Source organism: Rhizobium sp. PP-F2F-G48 (assembly GCF_004342335.1).
Taxonomy (GTDB): Bacteria; Pseudomonadota; Alphaproteobacteria; order Rhizobiales; family Rhizobiaceae; genus Ferranicluibacter.
On the sequence record NZ_SLVH01000001.1, the window covers coordinates 649590 to 664032 of the forward strand.

Sequence of the window (14443 nt, forward strand, 5' to 3'; positions counted from 1 at the left end):
CGGCGGTTGCCGGGATGCCCTGGGGTGTTGTCGTGGTCATGATCGGCCTCCTTACTTGGCGCGCGCGCGATAGACGGTGTCGAGCCAGACGGCGACGACCAGCACGAAGCCGACGACGATGCGCTGGAGCGGGCTGTCGATGCCGAGAAGCACCATGCCCGACTGCAGGGACTGCATGACGAAGGCGCCCAGCATGGCGCCGGCAATGGTGCCGACGCCGCCGGCAAGCGATGTGCCGCCGATGACCGCTGCGGCGATCGTGTAGAGTTCGTCGAGTTCGCCCTGCGCATTGGTGGCGGCGTTGAGGCGGGCGGTGGAGATGGCGGCGGCGATGGCGCAGAGGATGCCCATCAGCGCGAAGATGCGCACCGTGACCCAGCGGGTCTTGATGCCTGCCAGTTCCGCCGCTTCCTGGTTTCCGCCGATGGCGAAGACATAGCGGCCGAAGCGCAGGCGGGTGGAGATGAAGGTCATCACGATGCCGACGGCAATGGCGATGAGGACGGGAACGGCGATGCCGTGCGCGATCTTCAGTCCGCCTTCCGGCACCGGAATGGCGTTGGCCTCGGCATAGCGCGTCGCGATGTTGATCGGCCAGTAATAGCTGTTGGCGACGAGGACCGCGCCGATGACGATGGCACAGGAGAGGGTGGCCAGCACGTATTCCGCCCAGACCGGGCGACGCGGGAAGCCGAAGCGCTTGCGTTGCTTGCGGGCGTTGAGGATGGCGCCGACGATGGCAAGGCAGGCGATGAGCCCGACGACCCAGCTGGCGGTGGCGCCGATGGAGCCTTCCGTGCCGCCGCCCATGAGGCGGAAGGTGGCGTTCATCGGGGCGACCGTCTGGCCCGAGGTGACGAACCATGTGGCGCCGCGCCAGACCAGCAGGCCGCCCAGCGTCACGATGAAGGAGGGTACGCCGAGAAAGGCGATGATGACGCCGTGCAGCGCGCCGATGAGGCCGCCGACGACCACGCCGCAGGCAAGCGTCACGATCCAGATGAGAGAGCTGTCGAGGCCGAGATATTGCGGCAGTATCTGCGCCTGCATGACGCCCATGACCATCCCGCAGAAGCCGAGCACGGAGCCGACGGAGAGATCGATGTTGCGGGTGACGATGATCAGCACCATGCCGGTCGCCATGACGGCGACGGAGGAGGTCTGGACCGTGAGGTTCCAGAGGTTGCGCGGTGTCAGGAACAGGCCGCCCGTCAGCAGGTGAAAGCCGATCCAGATGATCAGCAGCGCGCCGATCATGCCGAGCAGGCGCGTGTCGATCTCGGTGGCGCGAAAGAAGCGACGCACCGGGTTCTCGGTCGCTGTCCGCGCGGTGTTGAAGGGTATCGTATTGGTGGTTTCGGCCATGGCCTCGTCGTTCTCCCTCATGAGCCGGGCAGGCATGTCGTCTGGCTGGCAGTGCCCTCCGCCATGCCCCCTGCCGTGCGCGATCGGGGCGGACGCGGCATGCTCCATGCCCCGTCCGCCCCGTTTCACGTCGATAGGCCTATCAGTTGCAGGCGGCGACCGAGCCGGCCTTCACGCCCTGGCAGGCTTCTTCCTTGCTGATCCACTTGGCGTCGATCACGGCGTTCAGATTGTCCTTGGTGATCGGCATGGGAGACAGGAAGACCGACTTCATGGCCACCTTCTTCGGGCCGCCTTCGAAGGTCTGGACGTCGGCGATCTGGTCCATCTTCTTGCCGTTGGCCAGATCGACGGCGATTTCCGCGGCGCGCTTGCCGAGGACGCGGCTGTCCTTCCAGACCGATACGGTCTGCGTGCCGAGTGCCACGCGGTTCAGGGCTGCCTTGTCGGCGTCCTGGCCGGAGACCGGAACCGAGCCTGCGAGCCCCTGCGCGTCGAGCGCTGCGATCGCGCCGCCGGCCGTGCCGTCATTGGAGGCGACCACGGCATCGACCTTGTTGTCGGCGGCGGTCAGGAACTGTTCCATGTTCTTCTGGGCCAGTTCCGGCTTCCAGCCGTCGGTATAGGCTTCGCCGACATTCTTGATCTTGCCGGCGTCCATGGCTTCCTTCAGCACTTCGACCTGACCGGAGAAGAGGAAGTCGGCATTCGGGTCGGACGAGGAGCCCTTGATGAAGACGTAGTTGCCTTCCGGCTTCGCCTTGAACACTTCGCGGGCCTGCATGCGGCCGACTTCCTTGTTGTCGAAGGTGATGTAGAAGGCGGCAGGGTTTTCGATCAGGCGGTCGTAACCGACGACCGGAATGCCTTCCGCAGCGGCCTTTTCGATTGCCGGGCCGATGGCCTCGCTGTCCTGGGCGAGCACGATCAGGGCGTTGGCGCCCTGCGAGATCAGCGATTCCACATCGGTCAGCTGCTTGGCGGCGGACGACTGGGCGTCGGCCGAAATGTACTTGTCGCCGGATGCTTCGAGCGCTGCCTTGATGGCGGCCTCGTCCGTCTTCCAGCGCTCTTCCTGGAAGTTCGACCAGGACACGCCGACGACGAGGTCCTTGGCCTGCACGGCCGTGTGCAGGGATACGATGACGGCGACGCCGGCCATGAGTTTCAGAACGGATTTCATCAAAACCTCCCAAACGCGGCTGACCGTTCGCGCGAACCTCCCGCACGACCCCCGCCCAGCCCGAAAACCTGCCGATCTCTCCTCCTGAGAGTTTTTTCTCGACAGTCGAGAAAATAGATGTCAGAGAAATTTGAGGCTGTCAACACGTCCTCATGTTTCGGATTTCGACATCGTTTTCGTGCGGGTTCCCGCGCTTATGGCCCCAGGGGAGGTCAGCTTCGCATGCTCATCAAGGCCGGCTCCGAGCAGATGCGACAGCAGAATATCCTGCTCGTTCTCTCCGCGCTCAGACGCCATGGTCCGCAGGCGCATACGGACCTTGCGACACGAACCGGCCTGTCGTCGGCAACCGTCTCGGCGATCACCGTGGAGCTGGAAAAGGCCGGCGTGCTGGAGCGCAGCGAGCAGCAGCCGGGGGCAGGGCGGGGACGACCGCGGGTTCTGTTTTCGCAGAGACGCGATTGCGGCTACCTCATCACCGCGCAGATTTCCTCGGATGCGGTTCAATATTCGCTCGTCGATTATGCGGGTCGCCTGATCGACCGGTTCGACGAGGCGCGGCGGCATGACGAGCAGAGCACGTCGCGGTTTGCGCCGCAATTTCGCGAGGCGCTGGCCCGGCTCGCCGAGCGGTCGCGGCTTGCACGCGACGCGGTCATGGCGATTTCGATCAGCAGCAAGGGCACGGTCGATGCCGATGGGCACCGCCTTCTCTGGTCGCCGCTTCTGGGCGGGCAGGAGATCGATTTTGCCGCGCTCCTGTCCTCCGACTGGCGTGCCGTGGTGACCCTCAGCAACGAGACGCTGCTCGTGGCGCAGGCGCTCGGCATTGCCTTGAAGCCCGCAACGGAGGGCCACGCCCTCGCGGTCGTCTCGCTCGGCCACAGCATCGGGCTCGGCATCGCCCGGCGGCGGCAGCACGACGAGGTGGAGGCGAGCGCGCCCAATTTCGGGCACATGCTGCACGCGCCGGGCGGCGGTCTCTGTCGCTGCGGCGGGCAGGGATGCATCGAGGCGACCGCCGGGTTCTACGGCATCCTGCGCACGGCCTTTCAGGTGCCGGCGGATACGATTCCGGCGAAATTCGTCCCGCTGCCGGAGATGGACAAGATCGCGCAGACGGCGCGTGCGGGAAACCGGATGGCGGGCTACGCCTTCCGGCAGGCGGGGCTCGCGCTCGGCAACGGCCTGTCGCGGCTGATGAGTTTCCACGGTCGCCTGCCGGTCGTGTTCACCGGTCCGGGAACGCGCTATTTCGATCTTCTGTCGCCGGGGATCGAGGAGGGGCTGTCCGCCTCGCACGAGGTGCGGCTGAAGGGGCGGCCGGAGATCGCCGTGCACCCGGACGAGCAGCGCCTCGTGTTCGAGGGACATCTCGACCGGGCCCTGACAGGCATCGACCAGGCCATCGCCGAAGCCCGGCTCTCCCCCTCCGAAAAGCGGTCGGCCTGAAGCGGCGCTTTCTTTGGTCTTTTCGTGAAAAGCGGTTTGCGTCCGTTCGTGACGATGTTCAGACCCCGAGCGTCTTCAGCCGGCTTTCGCGCAGGAGGCCGCTTGCATCCATGATCGGATGGGCGACGGAGACGATGTGGGCATTGATGCGCTTAAGGTCGCGCAGCATGTCGAGATGCAGCGAACTGGTCTGCAGGCTGTCGGCATGGCCGTCGCGCAGGCGCTGGAAATGCCGCTCCGCCGATTGCTTCTCGAGATTGCGCACCTCGACCTTGACCTCCATCAGCTGGCGGGCGAGGTCGATATCGCGGGTGACGAAGATCGTCTGAGCGATGCGCAGGTTGTCGATCGTCATGTCGAACAGGGTCTGCAACTCCTTGAAACCCTCGTCGGAGAATTTGAGCCCGAGCGTGACCGTCTTCGTCACCTGATCGAGCAATCCCTTCTCGATGATATCGCCGACATGTTCGAGATTGATCGCGTAGTCGATGATAACGATGGAGCGCCGGCCGTTCTCCTCGTCCAGACCCTTCCGGCCGAGCTTGGAGAGATAGATCTTCACCTCCTGCTGCAGGATGTCGACGCTGTGCTCCAGCGCCGGGATCTGCCGCAGCGGCGCGATGTCCTTCGTGCGGAAGGCGTCCGATGCGAGGATGAGCATGCGCTCGATGAGGTCTCCGACGCCGAGCACCTCGCGCGTGGCGCTGGTGAGGGCGACGACGGGCGTGGACAGTTCGTGGTCGTCGAGGAACTTCGGTGCGTTTTCGCGCTCGGGCTGGTCCGGCACCAGGCGCATCATCAGGATCGACAGGCTGCGGGCAAAGGGCCAGGCGGCAGCGGCCAGAAGGATGTTGAAGATCAGATGGGCGTCCACCGGCAGTTTTTCCGGCGGCAGCGGCAATTGCCGCAGGAGATCGGCGCCGATGCCGGCGAGCGGCAGGGCAATGAGACAGCCGCAGGTGCGCACGATCAGGTTTCCGAGCGTCACCCGGCGCGCGGCCGGTGGTCCGTTGAGGGTGGCGACGAAGGGCGGGATGGCGCCGCCGAGATTGGCGCCGAGCACGAGCACGACGATGAGGCCGGGCGAGAGGATGCCGGTCGAGGCGAGCGACAGGATGAGGACGACGATCGCAAGGCTCGAGGACGAGACGAAGGCGAGCACGGCGCTGAAAACGAGCGCGACCAGCCAGGCGCCGTCGAGCAGCGCAATGAAGGCGGCCAGCGCGGGCGAGGTGCGCATCGGCTCCGTCGCCAGGCTGAGGAGATGCAGCGACAGCAGCATGAGGCCGATGCCGATCAGCGCCGTGCCGCCGCCCTGCCGTCCGCTGTGCTTGCCGCGATACAGCACGGTACCGGAGAGAATCAGCAGCGGCGACAGCCATTCGATGCCGGTGGACACGATCCAGGCGGTGACGGCGGTGCCGATATTGGCGCCGAGAAGCACGATCTGGGCGAGCCGCTGCTTGACCATGCGACGTTCCACGAAGGACGACACCATGAGGGCCGTGGCGGTCGAACTCTGCAATGCGACGGTCGCGACGAAACCCGAAAGGAAAGCCCGCCAGCCATGCTTCGTGCCCGTCGCCAGGCCCGTGCGCAGCCGGGCGCCGAAGGCCCGCGAGACCCCGTCCTTCACCAGCGACAGGCCGAAGAGAAGGAGCGCGATCGCGCCGAACAGGTTGATCATGACGATGGTGGATTGCATCCGTCTTCATTCCCGGCATGTCGTGCAGAAGGGGCTTCGCCTGCAGACATGTCGGAGCATAGGACGCGAGACGAAGAGGGGCAACGATACCGCCGAAAGTAGCAGCTTGGGCGCGTTTTTCACGGCGTTCCTGCGACGTCGGCCGTCGCACTCCCTTAATCGAAGGGGCGGGGACGCGGTTTCCCGACCGTTCAAGGTGCCCTATCGGGCATCAGGGCGGGCCGGACGAGCGCGAGCAGGTGTTCGATGCGGCCCTCGCGTTCCCGGTCTGTCATCGGTTGCGGCCGTCTGATCAGCGCGGTCACCAGCGATTCGCCGATCACGGCGCCGACCAGGAGGCTTGCAAGGTCCGCCGGACGGTCGCCGTTCAGGCGGCCCGTCGCCTGCAGGCGCGCGATGATATCGGTGAGTTTTTCCTTGCAGCAGCGCAGGCCGTTGTCGTGGAAGGCGCCGGCGAGTTCCGGCGCATGCGCGCTTTCCGAAATGACGAGGCGGGCGATGCTCACCTGGCGATCCGAGAGCACGAAGGCCGAAAGGCGCGACAGGACGTCGGCGATGACGACATCGGCCGCCTGATCCTCTTCGGGCATGTCCAGCGTGATGTCCTCGTGCATGACGCGGTCGATCAGGGCGACGAACAGGTTTTCCTTCGTCCCGAAGCTGCGATACACCGTCTTCTTCGACATGCCGCAGGCTTTGACGACATCGTTCATCTGGGTCGAGCGATAGCCTTGAGACACGAAACAATGTTCTGCCGCGTCGAGGATCTGGTCCCGGCGGTCCTCCTCGCTCAAGGTCGCGGGACGGCCCGGTCCTCTCTTCTTGCCGATTCCGAAGCAGCTCATGAGGTCCCTCTTGACTTACGGAAACCGATGGGTTTTCTATTGATAGGAAACCGCAGGGTTTCTCGTCAAGTCCGATCGGCCTGTTCTTCGGCCTCTTCCTCGGGCAGAACGGCAATATGGATCCGATCATGACCTTCTCCTTCGCCCGCATGGCGCTTGCCGCGACTTTGGCGGTGACGTCGCTGACCGCCTGTTCCGACGATGAGGTGCCGCCGCCAAAGCCGCTGCCGCGCGTCCGCATCGAGACCGTTGCCCCCAAGCCTTCCGTGACCGAGATCAGCCTGACGGGTTCGATCGCGGCGCGGACGGAGACCCATCTGTCCTTCCGCACCAGCGGACGCATCATCGAGCGTCTGGTCGATGTGGGCGATGCCGTGCGCAAGGGACAGCTGCTTGCCCAGATGGACGACGAGGTGCAGCAAGCCGATCTCGAATCGGCCCGCGCGACGCTGTCAGCCGCCACGGCGGACCTGTCGCATGCCACGGCGGCCTTTACCCGGCAGCAGACGCTGCTCCGCGCGAACTCCACGGCGCAGACGACCTATGATCTGGCGGAAGAGAACCTGAAGGTCGCCCGCGCCTCGGTCAAATCGGCGGAATCGGCGCTCTCCAATGCCGAGGAGACGCTGTCCTATACGAAGCTCACAGCCGACGCGGACGGGGTCGTGACGGCGCGAAATGCGGATGTCGGCGAGACGGTGCAGGCGGCGCAGGCCGTCTTCTCGGTTGCGGTCGATGGACCGCGCGATGCGGTCTTCGATATCTACGAGTCCCTGTTGCGGAGCGGCGAGCCGCCGGAGGTGACCGTCAGTCTCGCCTCCGACCCTTCCATCGTCGCGCGCGGCCCGGTGCGCGAAATCGCGCCGACGGTCGATCGGCAGACGGGAACCGTGCGGGTCAAGGTCGGGCTCGACCGGCCGCCGGCCGCCATGACGCTCGCCTCGGTCGTGCGGGGCACGGTCTCGCTCGCCGGCCCGCCGGCCTTCACGCTGCCGCCAAGCGCGCTTGCCGCGTCCGGCGGAAAGCCTGCCGTGTGGGTCCTCGATCCTGCCCAGACCACCGTGTCGCTCCGGCCGGTGACGGTTGCCGAGTACCAGACCGACGCGATGATCATCGCCACGGGGCTGCAGGCCGGCGACCGGGTCGTCGTCGATGGCACCAAGCTCCTGCGTCAGGGCCAGACCGTCCTTCTTGCCGAGGGGAGCGCCCCATGAAGCCCGTCCTTATCCTCCTGCCGCTCGCCCTGATGCTCGCGTCCTGCTCGGACGACGGCGAAACGGCGCCGCCACCGCCGCGGCCGGTCAAGTCGCTGGTGCTGGAAGAGACAAATTCGGTGCCTCTGTCCTTTGCCGGCACCGTCGAGCCGCAGATCGTCACGAATTACAGCTTTCAGATCCTCGGGCGCATGATCTCGCGCAATGTCCAGGTGGGCGATCCCGTGGAGCGCGGAACGCTGCTGGCCGTGCTCGAAGCGACGGCGCTCGAACAGGACGTTCAGGCCGCGCAGGCGTCGCTCGTCAGCGCCCAGGCGTCCGCCAACAATGCCCGCGTCGTCGAGCAGCGCCAGCAGGGCCTCTTTGCCAAGACGGTCGTGTCGCAGGCCGCCGTCGAGGATGCCGTGCAGGCGGCGCAGGCCGCGCAATCCGCCGAGGTTCGGGCCCGGGCGAACCTCGCCAAGGCGAAGGAGCGGCTGAGCTACGCGAAAATCTCCGCCGACTATACCGGCGTGGTCACCAGCACGGCCGCCGAGCCCGGCCAGGTGGTGGCGGCCGGACAGACGGTGGTGACGGTGGCGCGGCCCGATCTTCGCGATGCGGTGGTCGATCTTCCGTCGTCCGCTGCGTCTGGCGCCAAGATCGGCGATCCCTTCCGCGTCGTCCTCCAGTCCGATCCGACGACGGTCGTCAAAGGCCGGGTGCGGCGGATCGAGCCTTCGGCCGACCCGGTCACCCGCTCGCAACGCATCCGCATCGCGCTGCAGGCGGCGCCTGCCGCCTTTCGTCTCGGCTCCGTCATTTCCGTCACGCTGCCGGACACGCGCCCGTCCGAACTGCTGCTGCCGGCGGCCGCCATCGTCACGCGCGACGGCAAGACCTTCGTCTGGATCATCCCGGAGGGCACCGAGGCCGTCGCGATGCGCGAGGTCACGACCGGTGACGCCGGCAGTGGCCGCGTCTCCATCTCGTCCGGCCTCAAGCGCGGCGACCGCGTCGTCGTCGCCGGGGTCAACAGCCTGACCGACGGGCAGAAAATCCGCATTTCCGGAGATTTGAAATGAAGCCGTTCAACCTGTCGGACTGGGGGCTGGGGCACCGCTCGCTTCTCTGGTATTTCATGCTGGTCTTCTCGCTGGCCGGCCTCCTGTCCTACCTCAATCTCGGACGCGAGGAGGATCCGTCCTTCACCATCAAGACCATGATCATCACCGCCCAGTGGCCCGGCGCCACGGTGGAGGATACGATCAAGCAGGTGACGGAGCGCATCGAGAAGAAGCTCGAGGAACTGCCGCAGCTCGACTACACCAAGAGCCAGACGGTGGCCGGGCAGACGACCGTGTTCGTCTATCTGCGCGAAACGACGCCGGCAGCCCAGGTCGCGCCGACCTGGGTGCGGGTGCGCAATCTCGTCAGCGATATCAAGGGCAGTTTCCCCTCGGGCGTTCAGGGGCCGTTCTTCAACGACAGCTTCGGCGACGTCTACGGCAATATCTACGCCTTCACCTCCGACGGCTTTTCGCAGCGCGAGCTTCGCGACACGGTGGAAGCCGTGCGGGCCGAGGTGCTGACCGTGCCCAATGCCGGCAAGGTCGATATCATCGGGGCGCAGGACGAGGTGATCTTCCTCGAATTCTCCTCGCGGCAGCTCGCCGCCCTCGGGCTCGACCAGCAGAGCGTGGTCGATACGCTGCAGGCCCAGAATGCGGTGGCGCCTTCCGGCGTCATGCAGGATAGCCCCGAGCGCATCAGCGTCCGCGTTTCCGGCCAGTTTTCCTCGGAGGAAAGCCTGCGCAACCTCAATCTGCGCGTCAACGACCAGTTCTTCCGCTTGAGCGACGTCGCCTCGATCCGCCGTGGCTATGCCGATCCGCCGAGCACGATCTTCCGCTACAATGGCGAGCCGGCGATCGCGCTGGCCGTCAACATGAAGCAGGGCGCCAACCTTCTCGCCTTCGGCGAGGCGCTGACCGAACGCATGGACACGATCGAGCAGAAGCTGCCGGTCGGCATCGATGCGCATCTGGTGTCCGATCAGCCGAAGATCGTGGACGAGGCGGTGTCGGGCTTCACGCGCGCGCTGTTCGAGGCCATCGCCATCGTGCTCGCGGTCTCCTTCGTCAGCCTCGGCCTGCGGGCCGGGCTGGTGGTGGCGGTGGCGATCCCGCTCGTGCTCGCGATGACATTCGTCATCATGGAATATCTCGGCATCTCGCTGCAGCGCATCTCGCTCGGCGCGCTCATCATCGCGCTCGGCCTGCTGGTGGACGACGCGATGATCGCGGTGGAAATGATGGTGGCGCGACTGGAGGCGGGCGACGACCTGCGCAAGGCCGCCACCTATGTCTACACGTCCACGGCGTTCCCGATGCTGACCGGCACGCTGGTGACCGTCGCCGGCTTCATTCCGGTCGGCCTCAACAACAGTGCGGCCGGCGAGTTCACCTTCACCCTGTTCATCGTGATCGCCGCATCGCTGATCCTCTCCTGGATCGTAGCCGTGCTCTTCACCCCGCTTCTCGGCGTGCTGATGCTGCCGAAGACGATGAAGCAGCATCACGGCTCCAAGGGCATCGTCGCCCGGATCTTCTCGCGCCTTCTGCTGATCTGCATGCGCTTTCGCTGGGTGACCATCGCCGTCACGCTGATCGTCTTCGCAGGCTCCGTTTACGGCATGCAGTTCGTGCAGCAACAGTTCTTTCCCTCGTCGGACCGCAACGAGCTGATCATCGACTGGAACCTGCCGCAGAGCGCCTCGATCCGCGAGACGCAGCGCCAGATCGCCCAGTTCGAGAACGAAAAGCTGAAGGGCAATCCGGACGTCGAGCATTGGTCGAGCTATGTCGGGCAGGGCGCGGTCCGCTTCGTTCTCTCGTTCGACGTGCAGCCGAACAGCCCGGCCTTCGGGCAGACGATCATCGTCAGCAAGAGCATCGAGGCGCGCGACCGGCTGAAGGGCGATCTGGAGGCCTATCTCAAGAAGACCTTTATCGGCACGGATGCCTATGTGAAGCTGCTCGACATCGGTCCGCCGGTCGGCCGTCCCGTCGCCTATCGCGTCAGCGGGCCGGAGATCCAGACGGTGCGGCAGCTCGCACTCGATCTCGGCAACATCGTCGGCGAGAATAAGCATCTCGGCGACGTGGCCTACGACTGGAACGAGCCGTCCCGCGTGGTCAAGATCGACGTTCAGCAGGACAAGGCGCGCCAGCTCGGCATCACCTCGCAGGCCATCGCGACGACCATCAACGGCATCGTCGGCGGCACGACAGCGACGCAGGTGCGCGACGATATCTATCTCGTCAACATCGTCGGACGCGCGGTCGAGGCCGAGCGCAGCTCGATCGAGACGCTGCGCGACCTGCAGCTTCCGGTCGGCGACGGGCGGTCCGTGCCGCTCGCAGCCGTCGCCACGTTCCGCTACGATGTCGAGCAGCCGCTGATCTGGACGCGCTCACGCATTCCCACGGTCACCGTGCGGGCTGGCATGATCGACAAGGTGCAGCCGGCAACGGCCGTGGCCGAGCTTACCCCGGCGGTCAAGACGTTCGAGGCGACACTGCCGCCCGGCTACGCGATTGCGGTGGCCGGTGCCGTCGAGGAAAGCGGCAAGGCCCAGGGGCCGATCGCCGCCGTCGTGCCGCTGATGCTGTTCGTCATGGCGACGATCCTGATGATCCAGCTGCAGAGTTTCAGCCGCCTCTTCCTCGTCTTCGCGGTCGCCCCGCTCGCCATCATCGGCGTCGTCGCGGCCCTGCTGCCGAGCGGCGCGCCGATGGGCTTCGTCGCCATTCTCGGCATCCTCGCGCTGATCGGTATTCTTATCCGCAACTCGGTCATTTTGATCGACCAGATCGAGACGCTGCGTCGGGACGGGGTTGCGCCCTGGCGGGCGGTGGTGGAGGCGACCGAGCACCGCATGCGGCCGATCATGCTGACGGCCGCCGCGGCCAGCCTTGCGCTCATCCCGATCGCGCGTGAAATCTTCTGGGGGCCGATGGCCTATGCCATGATCGGCGGCATCATCGTGGGCACGATCCTCACCCTGCTGTTCCTGCCGGCGCTCTACGTCGCCTGGTTCCGCATCCACGAGGACACGCCGGAGGCCGAGCCCAAGGCGGATGTCCATCCGGCGCCCCAGCCCCAGACCTGAAGGCCTTCCGCGCCCCAATCTTGCAGCGCCGCCCCTCCACCCGACGGGCGGCGTTTTCGTCAGAGCGAAAGGTTGCGCGTGATGAAGTCGGCGAGGTCCTGCGCTTCGGGTCCGAGCGTCGCGCGGCCCTTCACCAAAGCGAGTTCCGCTGCGGGTTGCGGCTCGAAGCCTTCGGCCGGCGTCAGCCGCCGATGATCCGGCAGGACGGCATTGGCCGGCACGAGGCTGACGCCGAGACCGGAGGCGACGGCGGCCTGCACGCCCATCAGGCCCTGGCTGGTATAGGCGATCCGCCAGCGCCGACCGCTGCGTTCCACAGCGCGCATGGCGCGCTCCCGGTAGATGCAGCCGACCGGGAAGACGGCGAGGGGCACGATGTCGTCCTCGACGGCGCGGTTCTCGCTGCCGATCCAGACGAGGTCCTCCTTCCAGCTCGCGAGACAGGCGCCCACACTCGGCTCGCGCTTGACCAGCGCCAGATCGATCTCGCCCGCCTCCAGAAGCCGCCCGAGGCCCGTGCTCCAGCCGCTCGTCGTATCCAGGCGAAGATGCGGCGAGGCATCGGCGAAGCCCGACAGCAGATCGATCAGCCGCCGACCGGCGAAATCTTCGGGAACGCCGAGCCGTACCGTGCGTGGTGCCGAGGGTCGGCGCATCACCTCCGTCGCCTCGTCGGCCGTGGCCAGCAACCGGCGGGCATAGCTCAGGAGCAGCTCGCCGGCTTCCGTCGTCTGCAGCGTCCCGCTCGACCGGTCGCGCAGGATGAGGGTCTGGGACAGGCCGGTTTCCAGCTTCTTGATCTGCTGGCTGACGGTGGATTGTGTGAGGAAGACGCGCTCGGCCGCGCGGGTGAAACCGCCACTGTCGATGACGGCTACGAATGTGCGCAGCAGGTCGAGGTCGAACGGGTAGCTCATCGGATTCCGTAATTCGGTTTATCGGTACATTTAATTTCCCGATGACGTCGATCTTTGTCAACATGAGCCGGAACGGAAAGGAGAACCCGGGATGACATTATCCGGACCACGGCCGGAATGGCTGACATTCGATTGCTACGGCACCTTGATCCAGTGGGACGAGGGGCTGATGGCGGCGATCGAGACAATTCTGTCGGACGAAGTTGCGACCGTCGATCCCGCAGCCTTCATTGCGACCTTCGACGGTCACGAGCACGCGCTGGAAGCGGAGCGGCCGCACCGATCTTTCCGCACGGTCAGCGCGCTCGCCCTGGAAAAGACGATGGCGGCGTTCGGTCTCCGCTTCGATGCCGCGGATGCCGAGATCCTCACCGGATCGATCGGCCGCATGCCGCCTTTTCCAGAGGTGGTCGAGACGCTTCGCCGGCTCAAGGAGGCCGGATTCAAGCTCGCGATCATCTCCAACACGGACGATGCGATCATCGCCGGAAACGTCTCCCAGCTCGGAGGGGTCATCGATCGGGTGATCACGGCCGAGCAGGCCGGCGCCTACAAGCCGACGGCGCAGATCTTTCAGCATGCCTGGGACAGCCTCGGCATTTCGCGCGACGCACTGGTGCATATCTGCGCCAGTCCGCATCTCGACCTTGTCGCGGCGCGCAATCTGGGCTTTCGTACGATCTGGATCGACCGTGGAACGAGTCGCAAGCCGCCTTCGGATTACCGCCCGGAGGCGCGCGTCCCCTCACTCGACCACGTGCCCGGCCTGCTCCGGGCGGCTGGATGGATGACATGAGACTTTGGAGGCCGATATGGCGCATGAATTGACGATCCCGAAGACCGGCCCTGCCTTGCTGCGCAACGTGTCGCTGGAGACCGACGAGATCTGGCAGGCGCGTGCCGATCTTGCCGCCTGCCTGCGCATGGCGGCGCGGCTCGGGCTGGAGGAGGGTATCTGCAACCATTTTTCCGCCGTGGTGCCCGGGCATCCCGATCTCTTCCTCGTCAACCGGCTCGGCTGGGCGTTTCAGGAGGCGACCGCCTCGTCGCTGCTCGTCTGTGATTTCGAGGGCCATGTGATCGCGGGCGACGGGGTGCCGGAGGCGACGGCGTTCTACATTCATGCCCGGCTGCACAAGCAGAACCCACGCGTCGGCGCCGCCTTTCACACGCATATGCCGAACGCGACCGCGCTCAGCATGGTCGAAGGCGAGCCGCTGGTCTGGGCGGGGCAGACGGCGCTGAAATTCTACGGTCGCGTCGCCGTGGACGCGGCCTATAACGGGCTGGCGCTGGACGAGAGCGAAGGCGACCGCATCGCGGCGGTCCTGGGCGACAAGGACATTCTGTTCATGAAGAACCATGGGGTCATGGTCTGTGGGCCGACGATCGCGGAGGCATGGGACGACCTTTACTACCTCGAGCGCGCGGCGGAGGTGCAGCTGAAGGCGATGAGCACCGGGCGCCGTCTGCTGCCGGTCTCGCCGGAGATCGCGACCCTTGCCGCACGGCAGATGCGCGAGGGCGACCCGGAAAGTGCAAGGCTCCATCTGGAAAGCGTGCGGCGGGTTCTGGACCGGCAGCAACCGGACTATACGGGCTGAGGCAT

At 65.9% G+C, this 14443-nt stretch carries 11 protein-coding genes; 6 read left to right on the top strand and 5 right to left on the bottom strand.

Going from position 1 to position 14443, the window contains the following annotated elements; all coding sequences use genetic code 11:
- Nucleotides 1–51: 51 nt before the first annotated feature.
- Complete coding sequence (locus C8J36_RS02960) at nt 52–1365, bottom strand: sugar ABC transporter permease (protein ID WP_062592612.1); 1314 nt, start codon at nt 1363–1365, stop codon at nt 52–54.
- Nucleotides 1366–1507: 142 nt separating this feature from the next.
- Complete coding sequence (xylF, locus tag C8J36_RS02965) at nt 1508–2548, bottom strand: D-xylose ABC transporter substrate-binding protein (protein WP_062592614.1); 1041 nt, start codon at nt 2546–2548, stop codon at nt 1508–1510.
- Nucleotides 2549–2770: 222 nt separating this feature from the next.
- On the opposite strand from xylF, the gene C8J36_RS02970 reads away from it, so the two are divergent.
- Nucleotides 2771–4000 (top strand): ROK family transcriptional regulator, encoded by a 1230-nt coding sequence (locus tag C8J36_RS02970; RefSeq protein WP_132532460.1) that lies wholly within the window; start codon nt 2771–2773, stop codon nt 3998–4000.
- Between the two features lie 58 nt (nt 4001–4058).
- Here C8J36_RS02970 and C8J36_RS02975 read toward each other — a convergent pair whose 3' ends face one another.
- Nucleotides 4059–5705 (bottom strand): Na/Pi cotransporter family protein, encoded by a 1647-nt coding sequence (locus C8J36_RS02975; RefSeq protein ID WP_062592619.1) that lies wholly within the window; start codon nt 5703–5705, stop codon nt 4059–4061.
- 191 nt (nt 5706–5896) lie between these two features.
- A complete protein-coding gene (locus tag C8J36_RS02980; RefSeq protein WP_062592621.1) occupies nt 5897–6550 on the bottom strand; it encodes a TetR/AcrR family transcriptional regulator in 654 nt (217 codons plus the stop codon).
- 128 nt (nt 6551–6678) lie between these two features.
- Between C8J36_RS02980 and C8J36_RS02985 the strand changes: the two genes are divergently transcribed.
- From C8J36_RS02985 to C8J36_RS02995, 3 genes are read left to right on the top strand one after another with little or no spacing between them, the layout of a single operon-like run.
- The gene (locus tag C8J36_RS02985) at nt 6679–7764 is read left to right on the top strand and encodes an efflux RND transporter periplasmic adaptor subunit (RefSeq protein WP_165914930.1); all 1086 of its coding nucleotides are present in this window, start codon (nt 6679–6681) and stop codon (nt 7762–7764) included.
- On the top strand, nt 7761–8828 hold the full coding sequence (locus C8J36_RS02990) for an efflux RND transporter periplasmic adaptor subunit (RefSeq protein ID WP_132532485.1): 1068 nt from the start codon (nt 7761–7763) through the stop codon (nt 8826–8828). The genes C8J36_RS02985 and C8J36_RS02990 overlap by 4 nt, the downstream gene beginning before the upstream one ends.
- On the top strand, nt 8825–11917 hold the full coding sequence (locus C8J36_RS02995; protein ID WP_132532488.1) for an efflux RND transporter permease subunit: 3093 nt from the start codon (nt 8825–8827) through the stop codon (nt 11915–11917). The genes C8J36_RS02990 and C8J36_RS02995 overlap by 4 nt, the downstream gene beginning before the upstream one ends.
- Before the next feature lie 59 nt (nt 11918–11976).
- Here C8J36_RS02995 and C8J36_RS03000 read toward each other — a convergent pair whose 3' ends face one another.
- On the bottom strand, nt 11977–12834 hold the full coding sequence (locus C8J36_RS03000; RefSeq protein ID WP_132532491.1) for a LysR family transcriptional regulator: 858 nt from the start codon (nt 12832–12834) through the stop codon (nt 11977–11979).
- A gap of 91 nt (nt 12835–12925) precedes the next feature.
- Here C8J36_RS03000 and C8J36_RS03005 point away from each other — a divergent pair, with 91 nt between their 5' ends.
- Nucleotides 12926–13630, top strand: a complete 705-nt coding sequence (locus tag C8J36_RS03005; protein WP_132532493.1) for a haloacid dehalogenase type II — start codon at nt 12926–12928, stop codon at nt 13628–13630.
- Between the two features lie 16 nt (nt 13631–13646).
- Nucleotides 13647–14438, top strand: a complete 792-nt coding sequence (locus tag C8J36_RS03010; RefSeq protein ID WP_132532496.1) for an aldolase — start codon at nt 13647–13649, stop codon at nt 14436–14438.
- Nucleotides 14439–14443: the final 5 nt, after the last annotated feature.

What these genes read in the sequence shown, in the direction of transcription:
- C8J36_RS02960 (WP_062592612.1), bottom strand. Translation starts at nt 1,365, where the DNA reads ATGGCCGAAACCACCAATACGATACCCTTCAACACCGCGCGGACAGCG.
- xylF (WP_062592614.1), bottom strand. Translation starts at nt 2,548, where the DNA reads ATGAAATCCGTTCTGAAACTCATGGCCGGCGTCGCCGTCATCGTATCC.
- C8J36_RS02970 (WP_132532460.1), top strand. Translation starts at nt 2,771, where the DNA reads ATGCTCATCAAGGCCGGCTCCGAGCAGATGCGACAGCAGAATATCCTG.
- C8J36_RS02975 (WP_062592619.1), bottom strand. Translation starts at nt 5,705, where the DNA reads ATGCAATCCACCATCGTCATGATCAACCTGTTCGGCGCGATCGCGCTC.
- C8J36_RS02980 (WP_062592621.1), bottom strand. Translation starts at nt 6,550, where the DNA reads ATGAGCTGCTTCGGAATCGGCAAGAAGAGAGGACCGGGCCGTCCCGCG.
- C8J36_RS02985 (WP_165914930.1), top strand. Translation starts at nt 6,679, where the DNA reads ATGACCTTCTCCTTCGCCCGCATGGCGCTTGCCGCGACTTTGGCGGTG.
- C8J36_RS02990 (WP_132532485.1), top strand. Translation starts at nt 7,761, where the DNA reads ATGAAGCCCGTCCTTATCCTCCTGCCGCTCGCCCTGATGCTCGCGTCC.
- C8J36_RS02995 (WP_132532488.1), top strand. Translation starts at nt 8,825, where the DNA reads ATGAAGCCGTTCAACCTGTCGGACTGGGGGCTGGGGCACCGCTCGCTT.
- C8J36_RS03000 (WP_132532491.1), bottom strand. Translation starts at nt 12,834, where the DNA reads ATGAGCTACCCGTTCGACCTCGACCTGCTGCGCACATTCGTAGCCGTC.
- C8J36_RS03005 (WP_132532493.1), top strand. Translation starts at nt 12,926, where the DNA reads ATGACATTATCCGGACCACGGCCGGAATGGCTGACATTCGATTGCTAC.
- C8J36_RS03010 (WP_132532496.1), top strand. Translation starts at nt 13,647, where the DNA reads ATGGCGCATGAATTGACGATCCCGAAGACCGGCCCTGCCTTGCTGCGC.